Here is a 24,609-nt window from a genome sequence, read left to right as displayed (position 1 = left end):
AGACAACAGGCACAGAAGATCATCCTCCGCACGCCGAAGGGGTGCAACCGGAGGCTCCCGGCCTGCCGGGGCAGGCGGAGGGCCGGATAATAGCACCGATGAGTGGACGGATTGAGGACTACGCCCTGATCGGGGACCTGCAGACCGCCGCCCTGATCGGACGGGACGGATCGGTCGACTGGCTCTGCCTGCCCCGGTTCGACTCCCCCAGTTGCTTCGCCGCGCTGCTCGGCGAACAGCGCCACGGCAGTTGGCGGCTGGCCCCGGCCGGCGCCGGGCCGTGCGACGCGCGCAGGTACCGCGGCGACAGCCTCGTCCTGGAGTCCGAGTGGCACACCGCCACCGGCAGCGTCCGGGTCACCGACTTCATGCCGCAGCGGGACAAGGTCCCCCGGCTGGTCCGGATCGTCGAGGGCCTCACCGGCAGCGTCGAGATGCGCGGCGAACTGCGGCTGAGCTTCAACTACGGCCGGATCGACCCCTGGGTGCGCCGCACCGGGCACCACCGGGTGGCCGTCGCGGGGCCCGACTCCGCCTGGTTACGGGTACCACCCGGGGTGCACACCTACGGCGCGGACGGCACCACCGTCTCCGACTTCACCGTCACCGCCGGGCGCCGGGTCGCCTTCCTGCTCACCTGGCAGCCCTCCCACCTGCAGAGCACCCCGAACACCGACCCGGACCAGGCGCTGGCCGCCACCCTGGGGCGCTGGCAGGACTGGGCCGGCAGCTTCCGGTACCGGGGCGAGTGGCGCGATCCGGTGCTGCGTTCGCTGATCACCCTCAAGGCCCTCGCCTACGCGCCGACCGGCGGCATCGTCGCCGCGCCCACCGCCGCGCTGCCCGAGCTGATCGGCGGCACCCGCAACTGGGACTACCGGTTCTGCTGGCTGCGCGACTCCAGCATGACGCTCTCGGCGCTGCTGCGCGGCGGGTTCCGCGAGGAGGCCGCGGCCTGGCGGCAGTGGCTGCTGCGGGCCATCGCCGGCGACCCGCGCGACCTGCAGACCATGTACGGCGTCGCGGGCGAGCGGGTGGTCACCGAGACCGAGGCCGGCTGGCTGCCCGGCTACGAGGAGTCCCGGCCGGTCCGGTTCGGCAACGCGGCCGTCGCGCAGCTCCAACTGGACGTCTACGGGGAGGTGGTGGACACCCTTCATCTGGCGCTGCTGGCCGGCATCCCGATGGAACGGCACGTCTGGGGGCTGCTGCGGGCCCTGATGGGCTACCTGGAGCACCACTGGCAGGAGCCCGACGAGGGCCTCTGGGAGTTCCGCAGCGCCCGCCGCCACTTCGTCCATTCCAAGGTGATGGCCTGGGTCGCCGCCGACCGCGCGGTGAAGCTGGCCGAGGCCACCGGGCTGCCCGCACCCGTCGAGCGCTGGCGCGCGATGCGGGACGCCGTCCACGCCGACGTCTGTGCCAACGGGTACGACCGGCGTCGCGGCACCTTCGTCCAGCACTACGGCGGGACGGAGTTGGACGCGGCCACGCTGTTCGTGGTGAAGAGCGGGTTCCTGCCGCCGGACGACCCGCGGGTGGTCCGCACGGTGGACGCCGTCCGGGCCGGGCTCGACCACGGCGGCTTCGTCCGGCGGTACAACGGGGTGCGGCAGGGCCGTTCCGGCGGACGGGCCGGCGGGCGGGCGCGGGGCGACGGGCGGACGGAGGCCGTACGGGCGGCGGCCGGCGGGCCGGGACCGGCGGGGGGACCGGTCCGGGCGGACGGGCTGCCCGGCGGCGAAGGCGCCTTCCTGGCCTGCTCGTTCTGGCTGGCGGACGCCCTGGTCGCCACCGGACGCCGGGACGAGGCGAAGGAGTTGTTCACCCGGGTGGTGGCCATCGCCAACGACCTGGGCCTGCTCGCCGAGGAGTGGGACCCGCTGGAGAGCCGCCAACTGGGCAACATGCCGCAGGCGTTCACCCATGTCGCGCTGGTCAACACGGCCTTCACGCTGGCCGAGCCGCCCCCCGGGTCCTGACCTGCCGGGGCCCGGGCCCGGCCCCGCCCGGGCCTGACCTGCTCGGGCCCGGCCTGCCCGGGCCTGACCTGCCCGGACCTGACCTGCTCCCCGGCGGCACGGTCTCCCCGGTGGAGTCAGGTCCGGCGAAGACAGGTCCGGCCGGCCCCGTGGTTCGGGGCCGGCCGGAGGCTGGGCGGTCGTTCACCAGTGGTGCGCCGGGGACCGGCCGCCGGTGTGGTTCGTCAGCTCGCGGTGCAGGTGAGCGTCGGCACCGAGTTGCTGCCGGAGTAGCTGGCGCCGAAGCCGAAGCCCGCGGTGGCACCGGCGGCGAGCGCCCCGTTGTAGCCCGCGTCGGTCACCGAGACAGCGGCACCGGTCTGGGTCTTGTTGCCGTTCCAGAGGTTGGTGATCTGCTGGTTGCCACCGAAGTTCCAGGTGACCTTCCAATGGCTGGTGGCGGTGGTGCCGGTGTTCTTGACCGTCACGTCGGCGTTGAAGCCGGCGCCCCAGTCACTGCTGACGGTGTACGTCGCGGTGCAGCCCAGGTTGCCCGTGCCACCGGTCGAGGCGGTGGTGACCGTGACGCTGTTGGAGGCGGCCGAGACGTTGCCCGCCGCGTCCTTCGCCTTCACCGTGTAGCTGTACGCCGTCGAGGCGGTCAGGCCGCTGTCGGTGTAGCTGGTGGAGGTGGAGGAGCCGACCTTGGTCGCGCCGCGGTAGATGTCGTAGCCGGTGACGCCGACGTTGTCGGTCGAGGCACCCCAGGAGAGCGAGACGCTCGCCGAGGTGGTGCCGGTCGAGACCAGCGCCGAGGGCGCGGTGGGGGCGACGGTGTCGCCGGTCACCGCGGTGGTGGTGGCGGTCACGCTGTTGGAGGCGGCCGAGACGTTGCCCGCCGCGTCCTTCGCCTTCACCGTGTAGCTGTACGCCGTCGAGGCGGTCAGACCGGTGTCGGTGAAGGTGGTGGAGGTGGAGGAGCCGACCTTGGTCGCACCGCGGTAGATGTCGTAGCCGGTGACGCCGACGTTGTCGGTCGAAGCCGCCCAGGAGAGCGAGACGCTCGCCGAGGTGGTGCCGGTCGAGACCAGCGCGGACGGCGCGGACGGGGCGACGGTGTCGCCGGTGCCACCGGTGACCGGCGGGTACGCGTTCTTCAGGAGCTCCTGGAACTGCGCGGAGAACCAGGCACCGGCCAGCGGCGCGTCCGGCAGGGCGCCGGACATCTGGTTGCCGTTGCGGGCGTTGCCCGTGTAGGTCGGGTCGCACATGCGGTCGAAGCCCTTGCCCTGGTCATTCGCGATGACCTTGGACGCACCGTCGGACTCGCCCGGAGGCTTCACCCAGACGTAGGCGTCGATGCCGGCGGTGGGGGCCGCCGTCGGGCGCTCGCCGAGACCCGCACCGGACTGGTTGCACCAGTTGCCGGCCTGGAAGCGGCGGTCGATGCGGCCACCGTTGACGTAGGCGTCACCGCTGGTCGTCGGGCCGGGGCCGGTCGGACGGTTGGCACCGCCCCAGCCGTTGCGCGAGGTGTCGATCAGCATGCCGATGTTGCTGTCGAAGCCGGACGCGGCGGCCTTCTGGCGGAACGCGACGGCGTAGGACTGCTCGTCGACGTAGCGGTTCCAGTCGACCCACTTCGAGGTGGCGCGGATCGACTGGCCGCCGACCACGTCGTCGATCGTGAAGTAGGGCTCCTTCAGCGCCGAGTAGTTGGCGGTGTTGACGATGAAGCCGTGCACGTTGGCGACGGTGCTGCCGGAGGAGGTGGCAGCGGTCTTCAGCAGGTCGATGGTCGGCTGCAGGTTGGAGTCCCAGCCGAGCCAGCCGTGGTGACCGGCGTCGATGTAGTTGTAGACGTTGGAGATCGCGCCGAGCTTGTTCAGCGCGTAGCCGACACCGTTGACGTAGTTGCCGTTGGCCTTCATCACGTCGCAGTTGGCGGTCGCGGTGGCGGTGCCGCCCGCGTTCGTGATCAGGTTCGGCAGCGAGTCGATCTCGATCGTGGTCACGATGCGCAGGTTCGCGTAGGCCGGGTCGGCCAGGATCGCGGCGATCGGGTCGATGAACTCGCTCTTGTAACGCGGCAGGTCGGTCGGGCCGAGCTCACCGTTGGAGGCAAGGGCCGCACAGTCACGGCCGGGCAGGTCGTAAACGACGAGCTGCACGACGTACGGCTTGCCGGCGGCCTGGGCCACGGCGGCGTTCAGGTGGGCGCGCAGGCCCATCGAGGTGCTGCTGCCGTTGATGGCGGCGATCCGGTCCAGCCAGACCGCGGTCGGCTGGTTGGAGACCGCGCTGCCACCGGGCTCGGCGGCGGCGAGGGCGGACCACTCCGGGTTCACGTAAACCCCGGCGCCGACATACGGGTTGTCGACCTTCGCGGTCGCGGCCTGGGCCGGCGCCGCGGCGGCGAGCGGGAGGATGGCCGTGGCGCTGAGCGCAACGGCGACAGCTGCGGTTCTGAGCCGGGCAAGGAGCTGTGCTGACACTTCTTGGATCCTTTCGGGTGGGGGGGATCCAGGGGGAAATGAGTGGGAGCGCTCCCACCATCGGGGGGCGAAGTCGGAGGGCATCCCGTTCCTCACGGCATATAAAGCCATGGGGCAACTGCTCCGTCAAGGTCTAGGACTGATTTCGACGATTCGACAAACCCGCCTCCACTAGCCCGCGTTGACGTGTCAATCGTGGGAGCGCTCCCGGGCATACGGCCCACGAGCAGCGCGGAAGCCGCCCGGGAGCCGGGCCGGAAAGGGACCGGAACGGAGCCGGAACGAGGTCGGGAGGAGGCCGGCATGAGGCCGGAACGGAGCCGGAACGGGGCCGCGGCGGGTGGGGCCGGAGCCCGGGACCGGGCCGGGATCGAGCCCGAAGTCGGGCGGATCGGGCCCGAAGCCGGACGGGAAGTCGGCCCGAAGCCGGGCCGGAAGGTGTCCGGGAGAGGGCCTCGCAGGGGCCCTCTCCCGGGCGGCCCCGGCGCTCGGGCCGGGTTGCCGGTCGCTCCGAACGGGTAGCCCGGGCAGGAGGGTTCGGCCGATCGGCGGGACCGCGACGAGTCGCCCGCGGAGGCAGAGGTCGTCGAGCACGCACGGCCGGGACGCACGCGGCGCAGCCGCCCGGACGGCGGCGGCCGGCACCCGTCGGGCGCGCGGCGCGCCGGGGCGGCCGGCGTCACCACTCAGGGGGTACCGGATGGATCTCAGCACCTACCGCCTCAGCAGCGCCTGGCAGTTCGACTCCCCACCCGGCCCGGTGCTGACCGTACTGACGGACGTCGCCGGATATCCCCGCTGGTGGCCACAGGTCCGTACGGTCCGGCGGACGGCGGCCGACGCCGGGGAACTCGTCGTCCGCTCACTGCTCCCCTACCGGCTGGTCTTCACCGTCCACGCCGCCCGGCAGGACGAGGCCGCCGGCGTCCTGGAAGCCCGGATGACGGGTGACCTGGTCGGCTGGTCACGCTGGACCGTCACCGCTCAACCCCTGGGCACCCAGGTGCTGTTCGAGGAGGAGGCCCGCCTGGGCAAGCCGCTGCTGCGCCTGCTCGCCGTCCCCGCCCGGCCGGTCTTCCTGGCCAACCACGCGGCCATGATGCGCGGCGGCGAACGCGGTCTGCGCGATCACCTGGCTACCGTGGCCGGGCACTGACCGCTGCCGCCCGGACGCCCCGGAGGTCCGACGGCCCGCGGTCGCGGGCGGATGAAAGCCTGGGCGCATGACCAACGACGATCTTGTCCTCACCGTCCGGCCCGACCTGACGGACGAGGCCCTCAACGAACTGTTCACGGCGGCCTGGCCCGACCACCGGACGACCGCCTTCGAACCCCTGCTCGCACGCAGTCTGACCTGGGTCGCCCTGCACCGGGCCGGGCGGCTGGTCGGGTACGTCAACGTGGTCGGCGACGGCGGGGCGCACGCCTTCGTGCTGGACACCACGGTCCACCCCGACGAGCGGCGCACCGGACTCGGCGTACGCCTGGTGCGCGCGGCGGCGGAGGAGGCCCAGACGCTCGGAGCGCACTGGCTGCACGTCGACTACGAGCCCGAGCTCGAAGCCTTCTACGCGCGTTGCGGGTTCCGCCCGACGGCAGCCGGACTGATGCGGCTCTGAACCGGCGGTGCCGGTGACGCCGGGCGGTGGGCGGGGGCGGCAGAGGGTCCGGTGGGCGGGATGACGGATGACCGATGACAGATGACGGCTGACGGCTGACAGATGTCAGATTTCAGATGACAGAGAGCAGCTGACAACAGACGGCCCACGCCCAGCGAAACCCGCCCGCCCCCGCACCCCGGCAAGTCACTCCCGCCCCTCCCCCACCCGCGTTAGCGTGACAGCGAGCCGCCCGTACCCGCCCAGCCCCGGAGGTCCGCGTTGGAACCGCACCCCGCAGCCGACCCGCGCCCCGGGGCGGAGTTCGACCGGCTCTTCGACCGCACCGGCACCGGCAGCATCAAGTGGGCCCGGGCCGGGGCGGCTCCGGGCGGGGTGATCGCGATGGGCCTGGCCGACATGGACCTCCCCGGGCCGCCGGCCGTCGCCGAGGCGCTGGCCGCCCGGGCGGCCCATCGCGCGTACGGCTACACCCTCTGCGACCCGGGCGGTCGCGACCTCGTCTCCCGGTGGTACCGGGACCGGCACGGGGTGGCGGTCGACCCGGACTGGGTGCTGCTGCTGCCGTTCAGTCCGCGCACCGCGCTGCGGCTGCTCCTGGAGGCGATCGCGCCGGCCGGGCCGGTGCTGATCCCCACCCCCGAGTGGGCCGGGTTCGGCGAGATCTGCGCGGCGGCCGGCCTGCCCTACCAGGAGATCGCGCTGTCCGTCGAGGGCGACGGGTACCGGCTGCCGGCCGAGGAGTTCGCCCGCCGGCGGCCGGGGGCCGTCGTGCTGAGCAACCCGCACAACCCCTCCGGCCGGGTCTGGACCCATACCGAGATCCGCGCCCTCGCCGAGGCCGCCGCCGAGGGCGGCGCGGCCACGGCCGGGGCCGGCGGAGCCGGACCGGCGGGCGGGGTGCTGCTCTCCGACGAGGTGCACGGCGACCTCCTGCACCCCGACCACGGCCTGCGGCACCCGGTGGCGGTGGTCGCGGCGGGCGACCTGGCACGGCACACCGTCACCCTCAACTCGGTGGGCAAGACCTTCAACACCTCCGGGGTCCCCAGTTGCTTCGCCCTCGTCCCCGATCCGGCCCTGCGCAGCAGGCTGACCGGCCTGATGGCCGGGTTCGGGCTCTGGGAGGGCGGCCTGCTGGAGCAGACCGTGCAACGGGCGGCGCTGCGGTACGGCGGTCCGTGGCTGGACGCCCTGCTGCGCCACCTGGTCGGGGCCCGGGAGCGGCTCACCGGGGTGCTCGGCAGCGCGGTGGTGTCCCGCCCGCAGTCCTCGTACCTGCTCTGGCTGGACGCCGCCGAGCTCGGTCTGCCCGCCGAGGGCGCGCGCGCCGCGCTGCTGGACCGGTGCGGGCTGGAACTCTCCGAGGGCACCGGTTTCGGCCCGGCCGGGCACGGGCGGCTACGTCTCAACTACGCCCTCCCGACCCCCCTGCTGGAGACCGTGGAGGCCCGACTGCGTGCCCTCTGACCTGCATGGACACCCGTTCATCGGAACTTTGCACGGCGGATCCGCATGCCCCGTAGCAGACTGGGCAGGAAGACCGGGCCGCAATCGTGAACCCCGAGGATGGTGAGTCCGGTGATACCTGTTCGCCCGAACCGCCCATCGGTCCAGCCGGACGCCGAGCAGTCGCCGCAGGCCACCCAGGCCGCGCGGCCGCCGTCGGCGCAGCGTGCCGGATCCGCTCCGCAGTCCCGAGCGGGCTCCTGCTCCCGGCCGGACACCCAGGCCCCCCAGGCGGTCACCCCGCTGACCGAGTCGACGGCCGAGAGCCATATGGCCGGCGTCTGTTTCAAGATCGGTCCGCCCCGGCTGGTCGGGGTGGAGGTGGAGTGGTTCGTCCATGACGACCGATGTCCCGAGGCGACCGTCACACCGGAACGCGTGGCCGCCGCCCTGGAATCGCTACCGCGTCACCCCGACGGCCAGGGACACCCCGGCCAGGTACTCCCCTCAGGGTCGTTGATCACCCTGGAACCCGGTGGGCAGGTCGAGCTCAGCTCCCCGCCCGCCGACAGCCTCGGCTCATGCGTCGAGGAGACCCGGCGAGACCTCGCCGTCCTGCGGTCCGCCTTCGCCGCGCAGGGCCTGCGGCTCACCGGCACCGGCACCGACCCCCTGGACCGCGACCGCCGGATGGTCCTGGAACATCCCCGTTATCTGGCGATGGAACGATTCTTCGACCGGGGCGGCCCGTGGGGCCGGATCATGATGACCGGCACCGCCTCCGTCCAGGTCTGCGTGGACGCCGGCTCCGAACTGGGCCCGCACGCGCTGCACGAACGCTGGCGGCTGGCCCACCTGCTGGGCCCGGTCCTGGTCGCGGCCTTCGCCAACTCGCCGCTGCTGGACGGCAAGCCGACCGGTCACCGGTCCACCCGGCAGACCGTGTGGTCCCGGATGGACCCGAGCCGCACCCTCGCGCCCGGGACGGACGGCGGGGATCCCCGGGCCGCCTGGGCCTCGTACGTGCTGGACGCCGAGGTGCTGTGCATCCGGCGGCCGGACGGACAGCCCTGGACCGCGCCCGCCGGCCTGACCTTCCGGGACTGGCTGCGCGGCGGCGGCGAACGTCCGCCGACCTGGGCCGACCTGGACTACCACCGCACCACGCTCTTCCCGCCGGTCCGGCCGCGCGGTCACCTGGAACTGCGGATGATCGACGCGCAGCCCGGCGACGGCTGGGTGGTGCCCGCCGCGCTGACCGGCGCGCTGTTCGACGACCCGGTGGCCGCCGACGCGGCCCTGGCCGCCCTCGAACCGCTGGCCGCCGTCGACGGCACGCCCCCGCCGCGGAGCCCGGTCTGGCAGCGCGCGGCCACCCAGGCGGTCGGCGACCCGCAGTTGCGCCGCGCCGCGCTGGCCTGCTTCGCGGCCGCCGACGCCGCGCTCGGCAGGCTCGAAGGAGCCGGCCGACTGCGCACCGCCATGGCCGAGTTCGTCGAGCGCTACCCCGCCCGGGGCCGCTGCCCGGCGGACGACCAGCTGGACGCCCTGCGCTCCGGCACCCGACTCTCACCCCCGGAGGCCGCACCGTGCTGAACCACGACACCGACCCCGGCAGCAGGACGCCGGGCACCAGGACCGCCGACGGCGGGACTCGCGTCGGCAGGGCGTCCGACGGCGGGACTCCGGGCCAGGACTCCCCCGGCACCGAGGACCTGCGGGAGCTGATCGCCACCGAGCTGATCGCCGCCCGCGCCCGCACCGCGGCCCTCACCGACTGCGTCGAGGAGCCCGATCTCACCGCCCAGCACTCGCCGTTGATGTCGCCGCTGGTGTGGGACCTCGCGCACATCGGCAACCAGGAGGAACTCTGGCTGCTGCGCAACGTCGGCGGCCGGGACCCGATGCACCCGGAGATCGACCCGCTCTACGACGCCTTCGAGCACCCCCGGGCCGAGCGGCCCAGCCTGCCGTTGCTCCCGCCGCACGAGGCCCGGGCGTACGCGCACGAGGTCCGCGGACGGGTACTGGACCTGCTCGCGAGCAGCCCCCTGGAGGGCCCGCCGCTGCTGACCGACGGCTTCGCCTTCGGCATGGTCGCCCAGCACGAACAGCAGCACGACGAAACGATGCTGATCACCCATCAGCTGCGGCAGGGCCCGGTGGCGCTGACCGCCCCGGCGCCCCCGCCGGCCCCGGCCGACGCCGCCGCCCTGCCCGCCGAGGTGCTCATCCCCGGCGGCCCGTTCCGGATGGGCACCGACACCGAGCTCTGGGCCCTGGACAACGAACGCCCCTCCCATGAGCTGGAGTTGGCCGACTTCCTGTTGGACACCACGCCCGTCTCCAACGCCGCCTACCAACGGTTCATCGCCGACGGCGGTTACCAGGAACCCCGCTGGTGGACCCCCGAGGGCTGGGAGCACCGCACCCGGGCCGGGCTGGTCGCACCGCTGTTCTGGAGCCGGGAGGGCGGCCAGTGGCTGCGCCGACGGTTCGGCGCCGTCGAACCCGTCCCCGGTGACGAACCCGTGCTGCACGTCAGCTGGTACGAGGCGGACGCGTACGCCCGGTGGGCCGGACGGCGGCTGCCCACCGAGGCCGAGTGGGAGAAGGCCGCCCGGTACGACCCGGTCAGCGGCCGCTCGCGCCGCTACCCCTGGGGCGACCAGGCCCCCGGGCCGGAGCACGCCAACCTCGGCCAGCGCCACCTGCGCCCGGCCCCCGTGGGCAGCTACCCGGCCGGCGCGTCCCCGTACGGCGTACGGCAGTTGATGGGCGACGTCTGGGAGTGGACGGCGAGCGACTTCCGGCCGTACCCGGGGTTCCGGGCCTGGCCGTACAAGGAGTACTCGGAGGTGTTCTTCGGCCCGGAGTACAAGGTGCTGCGCGGCGGCTGCTTCGCGGTGGCCCCGGTCGCCTGCCGGGGGACGTTCCGGAACTGGGACTACCCGGTCCGGCGGCAGATCTTCGCCGGGTTCCGCACCGCCCGCGACCCGGAGCGGCGCTGATGTGCCGTCATCTGGCCTATCTGGGCGCACCGGTGGCCCTGGGCGAACTGATCGTCGAGCCGCCGTTCGGGCTCCACCGGCAGTCCTGGGCGCCCAGGATGCAGCGGTACGGCACGGTGAACGTCGACGGGTTCGGGGTCGGCTGGTACGCGGACGGCGATCCGGTGCCGGCCCGGTACCGCCGGGCCGGCCCGATCTGGGCCGACCCGTCCTTCGCCGACCTGGCCCGGGTGGTGCGCAGCCGTGCCGTGCTGGCGGCCGTCCGCTCCGCGACCGAGGGCTGTGCGGCCGGCGAAGCCGCGGCCGCGCCGTTCGGGGCCGACGGCTGGCTGTTCAGCCACAACGGCGCCGTACAGGGCTGGCCGGACAAGCTCGACGCGGTCGCCGCCCTGCTGCCGCCCGCCGAACTGCTCTCCCTGGAGGCCCGCAGCGACTCGGCCCTGGTCTGGGCCCTGGTGCTGCACCGGCTGAGAGCCGGCGCGGGCCCCGGCGAGGCGTTGGCCGCGACCGTGCGGGACGTCGCCGCCTGCACGGACGCCCGGCTGAACCTGCTGCTGACGGACGGCCGCACGATCGCCGCCACCACCTACGGCGACACGCTGTTCCGGCGCAGCCGCCCGGGGCACGGCGTGCTGCTCGCCTCGGAGCCCGGCGACGACGGCCCCGACTGGGCGCCCGTCCCGGACCGCTCCCTGGTGCTGGCGACCACGGAGGGCGTGACCGTACGCCCGCTGTGACCGTACGGCCGCTGTGACCGTGGGCCCGGGCCGGGCCCACGGATCACCCGTCGCACGCACCCCGGGCACCTCACCGCACCCCACCTCACCCCACTCCACCCGAGGCACCCCGAACACCCCACCGCACCCACCCGCGCATCCGACCCGAGAGGACGAGCCACCATGCAACCCTTCGATCTCACCCGTCTGCTGCCCGCCGACCACTTCAGCCAGGCCCTGCGCCACGACGTGCAGCACGGTCTGACCTCCGAACCCAAGTGGCTGCCGCCGAAGTGGTTCTACGACGCCCGGGGCAGCGACCTCTTCGAGGAGATCACCCGGCTGCCCGAGTACTACCCGACCCGGGCCGAGCGGGCCATCCTGACCGAGCGGGCGGGCGAGATCGCGGCCGCCTCCAAGGCCCGGACGCTGGTCGAGCTGGGCTCGGGCTCCTCGGAGAAGACCCGCCTGCTGCTGGACGCGCTGCACGAGCTGGGCACGCTGGAGACCTACGTGCCGGTGGACGTCAGCGAGAGCGCGCTGACCGCCGCCGGGCAGGCCCTGGCCGAGGAGTACCCGGAGCTCACGGTGCGGGCGGTGCTCTCCGACTTCACCGCCGGGCCCGGGCTGCCGCCGGACGGCGGCCCCCGGCTGGTGGCCTTCCTCGGGGGCACGCTCGGGAACCTGCTGCCGCCGGAGCGGGCGGAGTTCCTGACCACCCTGCGCGGCATGGTGGACCACGGCGACTCCCTGCTGCTGGGCACCGACCTGGTGAAGGACCCGGCGGTGCTGGTCGCCGCCTACGACGACTCGGCCGGAGTGACGGCGGAGTTCAACAAGAACGTGCTGAACGTGCTGAACCGTGAGCTGGCGGCCGACTTCGACCCGGCGGCCTTCGAGCACGTGGCGCTCTGGGACGCCGAGCAGGAGTGGATCGAGATGCGGCTGCGCTCGCTGCGCACCCAGACCGTGAAGATCCCGGCGCTGGATCTGCCGGTGCACTTCGAGGCGGGCGAGGAGCTGCGCACCGAGGTGTCGGCGAAGTTCCGCCGGGAGCGGGTCGCGGACGAGTTGGCGGCGGCCGGGTTTCGGCTCTCCCGGTGGTGGACAGACGAGGCGGGCAGGTTCGGGCTTTCACTGGCCGAGCCGATGTAACCGGCGTCATATGTTCAACACCTGAATGTAAGGATGCCGGGTCCTTCCTAGTTTGAGCTTGCTGTTTCGATTCATACGAACATATCTTGAACGCGCGTTGCGGCAACCCGGCCGCAAAGTGTTCATGCTATGCAGGCTCAGTGTTGAGCACCGGGAGAGAGATTCCGTGACCGCCACCCAGTCGTCAGCCCGGCCCGGCCCGGCCCCGGAGGCTTCGGCCCCGGCCCCCGACCGCCTCGGCTTCGTCGTCTTCATCACCGCCGCGGCCGCCCTCGGCGGGTTCCTGTTCGGCTACGACAGCTCCGTGATCAACGGCGCCGTCTCCGGCATCCAGGACAGGTTCGGTGTCGGCGACGGCGTGACCGGCCTGATCGTCTCCTCCGCCCTGCTCGGCTCGGCGGTCGGCGCCGCGCTGGCCGGCCGCTTCGCCGACCGGTACGGACGGATCAGGGTGATGAAGGCGGGCGCGGTCCTCTTCGGGATCAGCGCCGTCGGCTCGATGATGCCGTTCGCCGCCTGGGACCTCGCCCTCTGGCGGGTCCTGGGCGGTGCGGCGATCGGCATCGCCTCGGTGATCGCCCCGACCTACATCGCCGAGGTGGCGCCGACCCGCTACCGCGGGCGGCTCGCCTCCTTCCAGCAGGCCGCGATCGTGCTCGGCATCGCCATCTCGCAGCTGGTCAACTGGGTGCTGACGGAGTCGGCCGGCGGTGACACCCGGGGGCAGCTGCTCGGCCTGGAGGCCTGGCAGTGGATGCTCGGCGTCTGCGCCGTCCCCGCCGTGGTCTACTTCGTGCTCTCCTCGATGATCCCGGAGTCCCCGCGCTTCCTGATCTCGGCCGGACGGCTCGACGAGGCCCGCGGGGTGCTCAAGGAGGTCGAGGGCCCGGCGTCCGACACCGACGCCCGGATCGCCGAGATCCAGGGCCTGATCGCCTCCGACCACCGGCCCCGCTTCAAGGACCTGCTGGGCGGCCGCTTCGGCCTGCTGCCGATCGTCTGGACCGGCATCGGCCTGTCGGTCTTCCAGCAGCTGGTCGGCATCAACGTGATCTTCTACTACTCGTCGATCCTCTGGCAGTCCGTCGGCATCGACCAGAGCAACTCGCTGCTGATCAGCTTCTCCAGCTCGATCATCAACATCGTCGGCACCGTGATCGCGATCCTGCTGGTCGACCGGATCGGCCGCAAGCCGCTCGCCCTGGTCGGCTCGGCCGGCATGGCGATCTCGCTGGGCGCCTGCGCCTGGGCCTTCTCCTCGGCCACCGGCAGCGGGGACGACGTCGCCCTGCCCGATCTCCAGGGCACCGTGGCGCTGGTCGCCGCCAACGCCTTCGTGCTGTTCTTCGCGATGTCCTGGGGGGTCGTGGTCTGGGTGATGCTCGGCGAGATGTTCCCCAACCGGATCCGCGCCGCGGCCCTGTCGGTGGCGGCCTCCGCCCAGTGGATCGCCAACTGGGCGATCACGGTGTCCTTCCCGTCGATGGCGGGCTGGAACCTCTCCGCGACCTACCTGGCCTACGCGCTCTTCGCCGCCGGGTCGGTGTTCTTCGTGGCCAGGTTCATGAAGGAGACCAAGGGCGTCCGCCTGGAGGACATGGGCTGACCGGCCCCCACCGGCACGCACGGGCCCGCTCCCCCCGGGGCACCCCGGGCCGGGACCGGCGCCGCCACGGCCCTCGCACCCTAGCGTCATTCGCCGGGGGCGGGGGCCGATTCGTTCACTCTCTGCGGCCGCGGACACACATCCGGTACTCCTGGAGACCTGGGAGGGATGATTCTTGATCTTCAACCGGCTCCGCACCCGCAGACCCGTTCCGACGGGCGCCTGTCCGTACGGCCACACCGCACCGCCCGCCGGCACCCCGTCGACGGGCGGCCCGTCCGCCGGCGGGCCCTCCGCCGGGGCGCCGGCGACGCGAACCGCCCCGGCCGCCGCACCCACCGCCGCGCCCGCCGTGTTCACCGACCCCCGGCAGGCCACCGGCTTCGTCCGCCAGTTCCACCAGGAGCGGCCGGGTGCGGGCGGCCCCGGGCCCCGGCTGCGCCAGGTGCTGGACGAGATCGACCGGACCGGGACGTACGAGCACACGCCCGAGGAGCTGGCCTTCGGCGCCCGGCTGGCCTGGCGCAACGCCGCCCGCTGCATCGGGCGGCTGTACTGGCGCAGCCTGGTGGTGCGCGACCTGCGCCATCTCTCCGCCGCCGACGACATCGCCGAGCAGTGCTTCGAGCACCTGCGGCTGGCCACCAACGAAGGCCGGATCCGGCCGGTGGTCTCGGTGTTCGCCCCCGACCGGCCGGGCCGCCCGGCGCCCCGGATCCTCAACCAGCAGCTCGTCCGCTACGCCGGCCACCCGGCGCCCGGCGGCGGCTGGACGGGCGACCCGGCCGGGGCGCAGCTGGCCGCCCGCGCCCGCGACCTCGGGTGGAAGTGCGGCGAGGAGCCGTTCGAGGTGCTGCCGCTGCTGGTGCAGGAGCGCGCCGGGGCCCGGCCCGAGTGGTACGAGGTGCCGGACGACGCCGCACTGGAGGTGCGGCTGAGCCACCCGGACCACGGCTGGTTCGCCGAGCTGGGCCTGCGCTGGTACGCGGTGCCCGCGATCAGTGACATGACCTTGGAGATCGGCGGGGTGCGGTACCCGACGGCGCCGTTCAACGGCTGGTACATGGGCACCGAGATCGGGGCCCGCAACCTGGCGGACGCGGACCGCTACAACCTGCTGGCCGAGGTCGCCGGGCGGCTCGGGCTGGACACCTCCAGCGAGCGGACGCTCTGGCGGGACCGGACGCTGGTGGAGCTGAACGTGGCGGTGCTGCACTCGTTCCAGGAGGCCGGGGTGACGATGGCGGACCACCACACCGAGTCGGAGCGGTTCCTCAAGCACATCGCGCAGGAGAAGCGGCTCGGGCGGCCCACCCCGGCGGACTGGAGCTGGATCGTCCCGCCGGTGTCGGGCGGGCTGACGCCGGTGTACCACCGGTACTACGACCCGGTGGACCCCGCGCTGCGCCCGGCCTTCCTGGCCCGCGCACCGTGGTGACCGGCGCGCCTCCCCGGCCGGGCGGCCGGCATCGTCAGACCTGGCCGGGGGCGGTCCCGGCCGCGGAGCCGGGAGCGGGAGCCGTACCTGGAGCGGGAGCCGTACCAGGAGCAGGAGCCGTACCAGGAGCAGGACCGGGCCCGGGACCGGGGCGGACGGTGCGCAGGTAGCGCAGTTCGAGGCCGTCCAGCAGGGCCTCCAGGCCGGTCTCGAAGGCGCCCTCGTCGATCGAGCGGCGGTGCTCCGCGAGCAGGTGGGCCTCGCCGAGGTGCGGGTACTCGGCCGCGTACAGCCCGGCGTCCTCGGGGAACCCGGCGGCGAACGAGGCGAGCGCGGAGCCGGTGACGAAGTAGCGCATCAGGGCGCCGATCCGGGTGGCCTGGCCGCGCGGCCAGCCGGCGTCCACCAGGCAGCCGAAGACGGCGTCGGCCAGCCGCAGCGCGTTCGGCCGGCGGCCCGGGCCCTGGGCGAGGACGGGGACGATGCTGGGGTGCGCGGCCAGCGCCGCCCGGTAGGAGCGGGCCCAGTCGCGCAGCGGGGTCCGCCAGTCCGCGGCGCCGGCGGCAGCGCCGGGGCCGCCCGCGTCCCGGGTCCCCGCGGCGCCCGGGCCGAACATCGAGAGGTCCACCTCGCCCATCACCGAGTCGACCACCGCGTCGAGCAGTTCGTCCTTGGTGGCGAAGTGGTTGTAGAGGGAGGGGCCGCTGACCGAGAGCTCGGTGGCCAGCCGGCGGGTGGACAGCGCGTCCAGGCCCTCGGCGTCGGCCAGCGCGAGAGCTGCCGCGACGATGCGGTCGCGGCTGAGCAGAGGCGTGCGCGGGCGGGCCATCGTCGGTTCCTCCGGTCGGGTGGGCGGACACGCCCTGGGCGGTCATTCTCGCAGGCGGCCCTTCACAGATCGGCCGGGGCGGGCTAGAGTCCGAAAAAACTTGCACCGCTAGTTTAACGGATGGACGCCCCCATGAACCTGGAGCTCACCGAGGAGCAGACCGCCGTCCGCGCACTCGCGGCAAGCTTCACCGACCGCGAGATCGTGCCGTACGCCGCCGCCTGGGACCGCGCCGAGTCGGTGGACCGCGCGATCGTCGGGAAGCTGGCCGGGCTCGGCTTCCTGGGGCTGACCATCCCCGAGGAGTACGGCGGCAGCGGCGGCGACCACCTGGCGTACTGCCTGGTCCTGGAGGAGCTGGGCCGGGGTGACTCCGCGGTGCGCGGCATCGTCTCGGTCACGCTGGGCCTGGTCGCCAAGTCCGTGAACGCGTACGGCACCGAGGAGCAGAAGCGGCAGTGGCTGCCCGCGCTCACCTCGGGCCAGGCCCTCGGCTGCTTCGCCCTGACCGAACCGGGCACCGGTTCGGACGCCGCCAACCTGACCACCCGGGCGGTCCGCGACCGGCCCGGGGGCGCCTCCCGCCCGGAGAGCGGCGGAGACTGGCTGATCAGCGGCTCCAAGATGTTCATCACCAACGGGACGTGGGCCGACGTCGCCCTGGTCTTCGCCCGCACCGGCGGCGACGACCCGGAGCTGGCCGGCCACAAGGGCATCACCGCCTTCCTCGTCCCGACCGACCTGCCCGGATTCACCAGGACCGAGATCCACGGCAAGCTCGGACTGCGCGGCCAGGCCACCGCCGAACTCACCCTCGACGCCGTCCGGGTGCCGGACAGCGCCCGGCTCGGCCCCGAGGGCAAGGGCTTCACCGTGGCGATGGCGGCCCTGGCCAAGGGCCGGATGTCGGTGGCCGCCGGCTGCGTCGGGATCGCCCGGGCCTGCCTGGAGGCGGCCGTGCGGTACGCCGCCGAACGCGAGCAGTTCGGCCGGCCGATCGCCTCGCACCAGCTGGTCCAGGAGCTGCTCTCGGACATCGCGGTGGACCTGGACGCGGCCCGGCTGCTCACCTGGCGGGTGGCCGACCACATCGAGCGCGGGCTGCCGTTCGGCACCGAGTCCTCGGTCGCCAAGCTGTTCGCCAGTGAGGCCGCCGTCCGGGCCGCCAACAACGCGCTGCAGGTCTTCGGCGGGTACGGCTTCATCGACGAGTACCCGGTCGGCAAGTACCTCCGGGACGCCCGGGTGATGACCCTGTACGAGGGCACCAGCCAGATCCACAAACTGCTGATCGGGCGCTCGCTGACCGGCGTCAACGCCTTCTGAGCCGGGCCCGCCCGCCCCCTGCCCCCGCCCGCCCCCTGCCCCCCGCCCCCCGACCGTTCGACGTAGAGGAGCCCGACGAAGTGCGTCCCGTCTACTTCGCCGCCGCCCGCCGCACCCCCATCGGGCGGCTGCGCGGCGCCCTGTCCACCGTCCGGCCCGACGACCTGTCGGCCGCCGTGCTGCGCGGCCTGCTGGCCGACGTGCCCGGCCTCGACCCGGCCCGGATCGACGACGTCTACTGGGGCGCCGCCAACCAGGCGGGCGAGGACAACCGCAACGCCGCCCGGATGGCCGTCCTGCTGGCCGGACTGCCCGAGAGCGTCCCCGGTGCCACCGTGAACCGGCTCTGCGCCTCCGGCCTGGAGGCCGTCAGCACGGCGGCCCGGGCGATCGCCTCCGGCGAGGCCGAGATCGTGGTCGCGGGCGGCTGCGAGTCGATGAGCCGCGCGCCCTTCGTGCTGCCCCGCCCGGACGAGGCGCTGCCGCACAGGCTGGAGACCTTCGACACCCGGCTCGGCTGGCGGATCACCAACCCCCGGATGCACGAGCTGCACGGCGTGCTGAGCATGGGCGAGACCGCCGAGGAGGTGGCGAGCCGGTACGGGATCAGCCGCGAGCGGCAGGACGCCTTCGCGCTGCGCAGCCACCGGCGGGCCGCCGCCGCGCGCAAGGACGGCCACTTCGACGCGGAGCTGCTGCCCGTCGTCCGCCCGGACGGTGTGACGGTCGGCCAGGACGAGAGCATCCGGGAGGACTCCTCCCTGGAGCGGCTCGCCAAGCTCAAGCCGGTGTTCCGGGACGGCGGGACGGTCACCGCCGGCAACGCCTCCCCGATGAACGACGGCGCGGCCGCGCTGCTGCTGGTCAGCGAGCAGGTGCTGGCGGAGCTGGGCCTGGAGCCGCTCGGCCGGTACGCCGCCGGGGCCTCCGCCGGGGTGCACCCGGACGTGATGGGCATCGGGCCGGTGCCGGCCACCCGCAAGGTGCTCGGCCGGCTGGGCTGGAGCGTCCAGGACGTCCAGGAGGCGGAGTTCAACGAGGCCTTCGCCGCCCAGGCGCTGGCCTGCGTGGACGAGCTGGGCTTCGACCCCGAGCTGGTGAACCCGTCCGGCGGGGCGATCGCGCTCGGCCACCCGCTGGGCGGCTCCGGCGCCCGGATCCTCACCACCCTGCTGCACCGGATGCGCCGCACCGGGGCCCGGCGCGGCCTGGCCACCATGTGCGTGGGTGTCGGCCAGGGCACCGCCGTACTCGTCGAATCGGTCTGATCACTCTGAAGGGGCATCAGCACATGAGCAGGTTCTCGGACAAGGTCGCCGTCGTCACCGGCGCCGCCCAGGGCATCGGCGCGGCCACCGCACTGCGGCTGGCCGAGGAGGGCGCGACGGTCGCCGTGGTCGACCTGACCGCCGACCGCGCGCAGGCCACCGTCGACACGATCACCGCCAAGGGCGGCACCGCCCGCGCGTACGGCTGCGACGTGGCGGACCACGCGGCGGTCGAGGCGGTCTTCGCGCGGGTCGTGGAGGAGCTGGGCGGGCTGCACATCCTGGTGAACAACGCCGGGATCACCCGCGACAACCTCTTCTTCAAGATGCCGAAGGCGGACTGGGACGCCGTCCTGTCGGTCAATCTGACCAGCGCGTTCAACTGCGCGCAGGCCGCCCAGGCGTACATGGTGCGGCAGAAGTACGGCAAGATCGTCTCGCTCAGCTCGCGCTCGGCGCTGGGCGCCCGGGGGCAGGCGAACTACGCCGCCGCCAAGGCCGGCGTCCAGGGCCTGACCGCCACCCTGGCGATCGAGCTCGGCCCGTACAACATCAACGTCAACGCGGTGGCGCCCGGCTACATCGCCACCTCGATGACCGCGGCCACCGCGGAGCGGGTCGGCGCCACCCCCGAGGACCACCAGGCGGAGGTCTCGGCCCGGACACCGCTGCGCCGGGTCGGGCAGCCGGAGGAGATCGCCGCGGTGGTGGCGTTCCTGGCGAGCGAGGACGCCTCGTACGTGAGCGGCCAGACCCTGTACGTCAACGGCGGGGCGCGCTGACAGCCGCGCCGGAGGCCCGGCGGCAGGGGGACGTGACTACATGTCGACATGACCGTGCGTCGACCTGACTGTCACACAAATGGCTGGTCCCGGTGGTCCATGACCGAACCCGGGGCCAGCCTTTACCTAGTCCGGTGGCCTGGAGCGGTCATGCCAGGAGTACCAAATGACTATGGCATGATCATGTTCTGATCGATGGGATGGCCGGACCGACCCCAGCAGGCCGGACCCTCCGTCCCAAGGAGTTCCATGGGCACCTCCCCCGCCACCGCGGGCACCCGCCGCTCCGCCACCGTGCGCGCCCTCGCGCTGCTCGCCGTCGGGGCCACCGCCCTCAGTACCGGCGGCGCCGGAGCGACCGGCCTCGCCGCCGGCCCGGCCACCGGGAGCCGGCAGCCCTCCCCGCACGTCCGCCCCGCCTCCAGCGGCCACATCACCGCCGCCGGCCGGGTCGCCCCGCTGCCGACCTCGCAATGCGTCACCGAGATCGGCATCCACTGCTACTCCCCGCTGCAGTACCGCACCGCGTACAACCTCGACCCGCTCTACCGGCAGGGCATCACCGGCAAGGGCCGGACCATCGTGATCGTGGACTCCTTCGGCTCGCCGACCATCCAGCACGACCTGGAGGTCTTCGACCAGCAGTGGGGCATCCCCGACACCCAGGTCGAGGTGGTGAAGTGGGGCGAGGTGCCGCCGTTCGACCCCACCAACCCCGACCACACCGGCTGGGCCGGCGAGAGCACCCTGGACGTCGAGTACGCCCACGCCGTCGCCCCGGACGCCCACATCATCCTGGTCGAGACCGGCGTCGCCGAGACCGAGGGCGTCACCGGCCTGCCCGAGATGATGGACGCCGAGAAGGCGCTGATCAAGGCCGGGAGGGCCGACGTCATCTCGCAGAGCTTCGGGGCCACCGAGAACACCTTCCCCGGGTACGACAAGGGCGACTTCAAGTCGCTCACCGACCTGCGGTACGCCTTCCAGTACGCCGCCGCCCACGACGTCACCGTGCTGGCCGCCTCCGGCGACGCCGGCGCCACCGACTACCAGGCCGACGGCGAGAACCTCTACCCGTACAAGGTCAACTCCTGGCCGTCCTCGGACCCGCTGGTCACCTCGGTCGGCGGCACCCGGCTGACCCTGGACGACACCGGCCGGCGCACCGCGCCCGACCAGGTCTGGCACGACGACTACGGCGCGGCCGGCGGCGGCGTGTCCGGCGTCTTCGCGCGCCCCTGGTACCAGACCGGCGTGGCCAAGGTCACCGGGAACCACCGGGGCACGCCCGACATCAGCATGAGCGCGGCCGTCGACGGCGCCGCCTGGACGTACGAGTCCTACGACCCGGCGCGGGTCGGCTGGCACCTCACCGGCGGCACCAGCGAGGCCACCCCGATCTTCTCCGGCGTGGTCGCCCTGGCCGCCCAGCTGGCCGGCCACCGGCTCGGCCAGCTGGGGCCGCGACTGTACGGGCTGGCGCTCACCCCGCCGCAGTTCAGCGGCATCGTCGACGTGACGGCGGGCGACAACTCCTGGGACACCGTCACCGGCTACCAGGCCGCCAAGGGCTACGACCTCGCCTCGGGGCTCGGCACCATCGACGCGACGCGCTTCGTGCACGCCCTCGCCGGGCGCTGACCCCGCCCGCCCCGGGACGGCGGGCCCCCGTACCGTACGACCGGCCCGGCCGGGTGGCTCCGCGCCGCCCGGCCGGGCCCTCGTGCGGGCGGGCCGGCCGGGGCAGGCCCGCCCGTCACCCGGCGGGCGACGCGGCCAGCTGGGCCAGGTAGCGCTCGGCGGCGCGCAGCTTGCGGCCGTCCGGGCCCGGCAGGTAGGCCCGGAGCTCGATGATCTCCGGTGCCACCTTGAGCGCCTCGGCGCGGTCCGGGATGGCCCGCCAGCAGGCCTCGGCGTTGGTCGCGGCCTGCTGGGTCTCCGGGTGGTCGGCGCCCTGGGCCCGCAGCAGCACCAGGGCGACCGCGCGGTACAGGTCGGCGGCCTCGCCGGGCCGGCCCGCCAGCCGGGACACGTGCGCCCGCACCTGACGGACCTGAAGCACCGGTGCCGCCGTCGGCCCGTGCACCTCCACCGTCCGCTCCTCCAGTGCCAGGGCGAGTTCGGCCGCGGCCGCGTGCTCGCCGGCCTCGGCACTCCGGACGATCCGGCCGATCGCCTCGCGGTAGTCGTCGGGCAGGGGCGGACGGTCCTCGGCGACAGCCTCAGCCTCGGTCGCGGCCTGGGTCGCGGCCTCCGGTCCGGCGGTGGGTCCGGCGTCGGATCCGCTCTCGGGCCCGGCGGCGGTCCCGGCAGGTGCCGCCGCGGTCGGGGCCGGTCCGGCGGGGGGCGCGGGGGCGGCCTCGGGCGCCGGGTTGCCCCAGAGCGAGTTCTGCGGCGCCGCCGCGGGCTCGGGCGGGGGCACGGCCAGCCCGGTCAGGGTCGGCTGAGCCGTCGCCGCCGGGTCGACGGCCACCGCGGCCCAGGGCGAGGCGCTCCCGGACACCGGCTCGGAGAGCGGCGCCGACTTCGACTCGGACACCGGCGCCGGCTTCGGCTTCGGCTCGGACACGGCCTGCGACACCGGCTCGGAGAGCGGCTCGGACACCGGCTCGGACACGGACTGCGACACCGGCTCGGGGAGCGGCTGCCCGGCGGCGGCCGACAGCGCCTCCAGCAGGACGGCGCCGGGCCCGCGCTTCGCCAGGGTGACCGGGCGGGCGGCGGGTTCGGGCGCCTCGTCCGCCACCGGCGGGGCCTCGGCGGGTCGGGCAGCCACCGGGGCTGCCGACGGCTCGGGTGCCGGCACGGTGGCCTGCGCTGCCGGGGCTTCCGCCGCCGGGACGTCGGCGGCCGACAGGTCCGTGGCAGGGTCGTCGGTGGGAGGGCCGTCCGTACCGGGACCGGCCGTGGCCGGGGCGTCCTCGGGCGTCCAGGTGGTCCTCTTCCGGAGCGTCACCGGCCGGGCCCCGGCGGGGGCCACCGGCGAGGCGTCCCCCTTGCTGAGGCTGACGACCGGCCCGGCCGCCGGGCCGGCCCCGGTGCCGGACGCGTCGGGCGCGGTGCCGGGCTTGTCCAGCAGGACCCGGGGGGTGCTCGCGGGTACGCCGGCCTGCTCCGGGAGCGGCTTGTCGAGCCGCACCCGGGCCGTCGGCGCGGGCGGCGGACCGGACGGCGCCGCCCCGGCGGCGGGCGGCGGCCCGGACACCGGGGACGCCCCGGCGGCGGGCGGCGGCACGAGGGCGTCCCGCCGGCCAGCCGGACGCGGCTGGACGGCGGCCGGGCGCGGGCCCTCATAGGCCACCGCGTCGATCACCGGCGCGTGCTCCGTCCGGCGGGCGGTGTTGCGGAACACCGGCCGGTCGGGGGCGTGCGAGCTGAGGATCACCACGTCCGGGCGCAGCACCGAGTAGACCTGCTGGCGCAGTTGCTCGGGCGCCAGCACCGCGTCGGCGCCGGGCCGGCCGCCGTGCAGGGCCTCGATCAGGGCGCGGGTGAAGGTGCCGATCTGCTCCGGGTCAGGGCTGACCACCGCCCACAGCGGGATGCCGTCGGTGAGCGGGGAGATCTGGGTCTGCAGCTGCGGCCAGGCCTGCTGGTCGGCGCTCAGGTCGGCGATCACCAGGGTCTGCCAGTCGCGCGGGCGGTGCTGCAGCTCGCCGGCGATGGCCTGCCAGGACAGCCCGTCCTGCCGGACCGAGCCGGGCTTGGAGTCACGCAGCGTCAGGTACAGCTGGCCGCCGCGCTTGTCGGCCACCAGGTGGCCGCCGAGGTGCACCAGGAGCGGGCCGGGGTGCCGGGAGGCGGCCCGCAGGTGGGCGAGCACGGTCTGCGGGTCGTTGGCCCCCGGCAGGTGCACGGCGTCCACGGCGTCCGCCGCGAGCAGCATCTGCGGCGACACGGCGGCCAGCATCGCCGACAGGACGGGTGCCTGGTTCGCGCCACCACGCCCCCAGGGGCGTCGGCCTGACGTGCCGTAGCCGCCCTCGACGACGAGGATCCGGCCGCGCGGCGCGGCACCGAGGCCACCGGGCGCCGGCGCCGGCCCGCCCGGCCAGGGGGCGGGGGCGGCCACCGGCCCGCCCGCCGGGGCGGGCGCGGGGACGCCGGTCACCGGCCCCGGCGCGGGGACGGGCCCGGCCGGCGGGACGGGACCCTGCACGGGTACCGGACCGGGTGCGGCCGCCGGGCCCGGCAGCGACGCCGGGTTGATGACCGGCATCGTCACCGTCCAGCCGGTGGAGGGCTGGGCGGGCGGTGCGGCCGGGGGCGGCGGGGCCTGTCCCGGCAGGCCCGGCTGCGGGGCCTGGGCCTGGGACGGACCGTTGTGGGCCGCCGGCTGGGGCTGGGGAGACTGCGGCTGCGGCGTGAACCGCTGCGGCTGGAACTGGCCCGGGACGCCGGCCGACTCCGGCGTCTGGTCGAACGCCCCCTGCCGGGTCGTCCGGACCGGCCCGTCGAAGGGGCCCGGTGCGTCGAAGGGATTGCGGGCGTCGAAGGGCCCGGGAGCGTCGAAGGGGTTGGCCTGCGCGGCGGCCGGCGGCGCCTCGGCGGGCTCCCGCCCGGCAACGCCGATCCGGGGCATCCGGGCCGTCTCCTCCATCGCCGAATCGTCGTCGTCCGGGAACGCCGGCATCCTCGTGGTCTCCTCCACGGAGGCCGGGCCGCCGGCCCAGGGGCCGCCGTCTCCCGGACCGTCCGGACCGCCGGGCATCACTGTTGCGTCCGACACCGCTGGTCACCACCCCGCCCCGCCGCTGCCGCGGCGTCAGCCCGTCCACCGTGGTGCCGGTCGTCCACCACTCCCGTTGCGCCACCCTACGGCGTCCGGGCTCGCCCGATCCAGGCCGGGTGGGCGATGGCGCAGGCCGGGCACGGTCGGGGTTGCCCCCGAGTCCCGTGGGCCGGGGCCCGGAGGGGCCGGGCGGGCGCCCAGGAGGTCACCCGGGCGTGGGCC

General features: G+C 74.3%; 17 protein-coding genes. 14 read left to right on the top strand and 3 right to left on the bottom strand.

The window, feature by feature from the left end:
- The first annotated feature begins 98 nt into the window (after positions 1 to 98).
- The gene (locus tag IE329_RS06375; RefSeq protein WP_190209802.1) at positions 99 to 1,982 is read left to right on the top strand and encodes a glycoside hydrolase family 15 protein; all 1,884 of its coding nucleotides are present in this window, start codon (positions 99 to 101) and stop codon (positions 1,980 to 1,982) included.
- A 224-nt stretch (positions 1,983 to 2,206) separates the two neighbouring features.
- Here the strand turns inward: IE329_RS06375 and IE329_RS06370 are convergent, their stop codons facing one another.
- Positions 2,207 to 4,540 carry a glycoside hydrolase family 6 protein gene (locus IE329_RS06370; RefSeq protein ID WP_373311084.1) on the bottom strand — a complete coding sequence of 778 codons (2,334 nt, stop codon included), beginning with the start codon at positions 4,538 to 4,540 and terminating at the stop codon, positions 2,207 to 2,209.
- A gap of 616 nt (positions 4,541 to 5,156) precedes the next feature.
- On the opposite strand from IE329_RS06370, the gene IE329_RS06365 reads away from it, so the two are divergent.
- The 9 genes from IE329_RS06365 (at position 5,157) to IE329_RS06325 (ending at position 15,450) form a co-directional block, all read left to right on the top strand.
- A complete protein-coding gene (locus IE329_RS06365) occupies positions 5,157 to 5,612 on the top strand; it encodes an SRPBCC family protein (RefSeq protein WP_190209800.1) in 456 nt (151 codons plus the stop codon).
- 67 nt (positions 5,613 to 5,679) lie between these two features.
- A complete protein-coding gene (locus IE329_RS06360) occupies positions 5,680 to 6,075 on the top strand; it encodes a GNAT family N-acetyltransferase (protein WP_190209799.1) in 396 nt (131 codons plus the stop codon).
- 261 nt (positions 6,076 to 6,336) lie between these two features.
- Positions 6,337 to 7,545, top strand: coding sequence for an aminotransferase class I/II-fold pyridoxal phosphate-dependent enzyme (locus IE329_RS06355; RefSeq protein WP_190209798.1), 1,209 nt, complete (start codon positions 6,337 to 6,339; stop codon positions 7,543 to 7,545).
- A 111-nt stretch (positions 7,546 to 7,656) separates the two neighbouring features.
- Positions 7,657 to 9,120 (top strand): ergothioneine biosynthesis glutamate--cysteine ligase EgtA, encoded by a 1,464-nt coding sequence (gene egtA, locus IE329_RS06350; protein WP_308438342.1) that lies wholly within the window; start codon positions 7,657 to 7,659, stop codon positions 9,118 to 9,120.
- 119 nt (positions 9,121 to 9,239) lie between these two features.
- Entirely contained in the window at positions 9,240 to 10,535 is a 1,296-nt protein-coding gene (egtB, locus tag IE329_RS06345) for an ergothioneine biosynthesis protein EgtB (protein WP_190209882.1), read from the top strand.
- Positions 10,535 to 11,272 (top strand): ergothioneine biosynthesis protein EgtC, encoded by a 738-nt coding sequence (egtC, locus tag IE329_RS06340; RefSeq protein WP_190209797.1) that lies wholly within the window; start codon positions 10,535 to 10,537, stop codon positions 11,270 to 11,272. Before egtB ends, egtC begins: the two co-directional genes overlap by 1 nt.
- A gap of 162 nt (positions 11,273 to 11,434) precedes the next feature.
- Positions 11,435 to 12,406 (top strand): L-histidine N(alpha)-methyltransferase, encoded by a 972-nt coding sequence (gene egtD / locus IE329_RS06335; protein WP_190209796.1) that lies wholly within the window; start codon positions 11,435 to 11,437, stop codon positions 12,404 to 12,406.
- 124 nt (positions 12,407 to 12,530) lie between these two features.
- Complete coding sequence (locus IE329_RS06330; protein ID WP_190209795.1) at positions 12,531 to 14,012, top strand: sugar porter family MFS transporter; 1,482 nt, start codon at positions 12,531 to 12,533, stop codon at positions 14,010 to 14,012.
- A gap of 175 nt (positions 14,013 to 14,187) precedes the next feature.
- On the top strand, positions 14,188 to 15,450 hold the full coding sequence (locus IE329_RS06325; protein WP_373311083.1) for a nitric oxide synthase oxygenase: 1,263 nt from the start codon (positions 14,188 to 14,190) through the stop codon (positions 15,448 to 15,450).
- A gap of 34 nt (positions 15,451 to 15,484) precedes the next feature.
- Here the strand turns inward: IE329_RS06325 and IE329_RS06320 are convergent, their stop codons facing one another.
- The gene (locus IE329_RS06320; RefSeq protein ID WP_190209794.1) at positions 15,485 to 16,279 is read right to left on the bottom strand and encodes a TetR/AcrR family transcriptional regulator; all 795 of its coding nucleotides are present in this window, start codon (positions 16,277 to 16,279) and stop codon (positions 15,485 to 15,487) included.
- 132 nt (positions 16,280 to 16,411) lie between these two features.
- Here IE329_RS06320 and IE329_RS06315 point away from each other — a divergent pair, with 132 nt between their 5' ends.
- From IE329_RS06315 to IE329_RS06300, 4 genes are all read left to right on the top strand, one after another.
- The gene (locus IE329_RS06315; protein ID WP_190209880.1) at positions 16,412 to 17,605 is read left to right on the top strand and encodes an acyl-CoA dehydrogenase family protein; all 1,194 of its coding nucleotides are present in this window, start codon (positions 16,412 to 16,414) and stop codon (positions 17,603 to 17,605) included.
- Between the two features lie 80 nt (positions 17,606 to 17,685).
- The gene (locus IE329_RS06310) at positions 17,686 to 18,873 is read left to right on the top strand and encodes a thiolase family protein (RefSeq protein WP_190209793.1); all 1,188 of its coding nucleotides are present in this window, start codon (positions 17,686 to 17,688) and stop codon (positions 18,871 to 18,873) included.
- A gap of 23 nt (positions 18,874 to 18,896) precedes the next feature.
- Positions 18,897 to 19,655 carry a 3-oxoacyl-ACP reductase FabG gene (gene fabG, locus IE329_RS06305; RefSeq protein ID WP_190209792.1) on the top strand — a complete coding sequence of 253 codons (759 nt, stop codon included), beginning with the start codon at positions 18,897 to 18,899 and terminating at the stop codon, positions 19,653 to 19,655.
- A gap of 249 nt (positions 19,656 to 19,904) precedes the next feature.
- Positions 19,905 to 21,296: a S53 family peptidase gene (locus IE329_RS06300; RefSeq protein ID WP_190209791.1), complete on the top strand. Its 1,392-nt coding sequence runs from the start codon at positions 19,905 to 19,907 to the stop codon at positions 21,294 to 21,296.
- Between the two features lie 115 nt (positions 21,297 to 21,411).
- Here IE329_RS06300 and IE329_RS06295 read toward each other — a convergent pair whose 3' ends face one another.
- Positions 21,412 to 24,288 (bottom strand): hypothetical protein, encoded by a 2,877-nt coding sequence (locus tag IE329_RS06295; protein ID WP_190209790.1) that lies wholly within the window; start codon positions 24,286 to 24,288, stop codon positions 21,412 to 21,414.
- Positions 24,289 to 24,609: the final 321 nt, after the last annotated feature.

Origin of the sequence: Kitasatospora indigofera (assembly GCF_014655955.1) — a bacterium.
Classification (GTDB): Bacteria; Actinomycetota; Actinomycetes; order Streptomycetales; family Streptomycetaceae; genus Kitasatospora; species Kitasatospora indigofera.
Note: the sequence above shows the minus strand (reverse complement) of the source record. Positions and strands in the feature narration are given on the sequence as shown.

Coding starts and splice junctions, on each gene's coding strand:
- IE329_RS06360 (WP_190209799.1), top strand. CDS start 5,680: ATGACCAACGACGATCTTGTCCTCACCGTCCGGCCCGACCTGACGGAC.
- IE329_RS06375 (WP_190209802.1), top strand. CDS start 99: ATGAGTGGACGGATTGAGGACTACGCCCTGATCGGGGACCTGCAGACC.
- IE329_RS06370 (WP_373311084.1), bottom strand. CDS start 4,540: ATGCCCTCCGACTTCGCCCCCCGATGGTGGGAGCGCTCCCACTCATTT.
- egtC (WP_190209797.1), top strand. CDS start 10,535: ATGTGCCGTCATCTGGCCTATCTGGGCGCACCGGTGGCCCTGGGCGAA.
- IE329_RS06295 (WP_190209790.1), bottom strand. CDS start 24,288: ATGCCGGCGTTCCCGGACGACGACGATTCGGCGATGGAGGAGACGGCC.
- fabG (WP_190209792.1), top strand. CDS start 18,897: ATGAGCAGGTTCTCGGACAAGGTCGCCGTCGTCACCGGCGCCGCCCAG.
- IE329_RS06330 (WP_190209795.1), top strand. CDS start 12,531: ATGCTATGCAGGCTCAGTGTTGAGCACCGGGAGAGAGATTCCGTGACC.
- egtD (WP_190209796.1), top strand. CDS start 11,435: ATGCAACCCTTCGATCTCACCCGTCTGCTGCCCGCCGACCACTTCAGC.
- IE329_RS06365 (WP_190209800.1), top strand. CDS start 5,157: ATGGATCTCAGCACCTACCGCCTCAGCAGCGCCTGGCAGTTCGACTCC.
- IE329_RS06315 (WP_190209880.1), top strand. CDS start 16,412: ATGAACCTGGAGCTCACCGAGGAGCAGACCGCCGTCCGCGCACTCGCG.
- IE329_RS06300 (WP_190209791.1), top strand. CDS start 19,905: ATGGGCACCTCCCCCGCCACCGCGGGCACCCGCCGCTCCGCCACCGTG.
- IE329_RS06320 (WP_190209794.1), bottom strand. CDS start 16,279: ATGGCCCGCCCGCGCACGCCTCTGCTCAGCCGCGACCGCATCGTCGCG.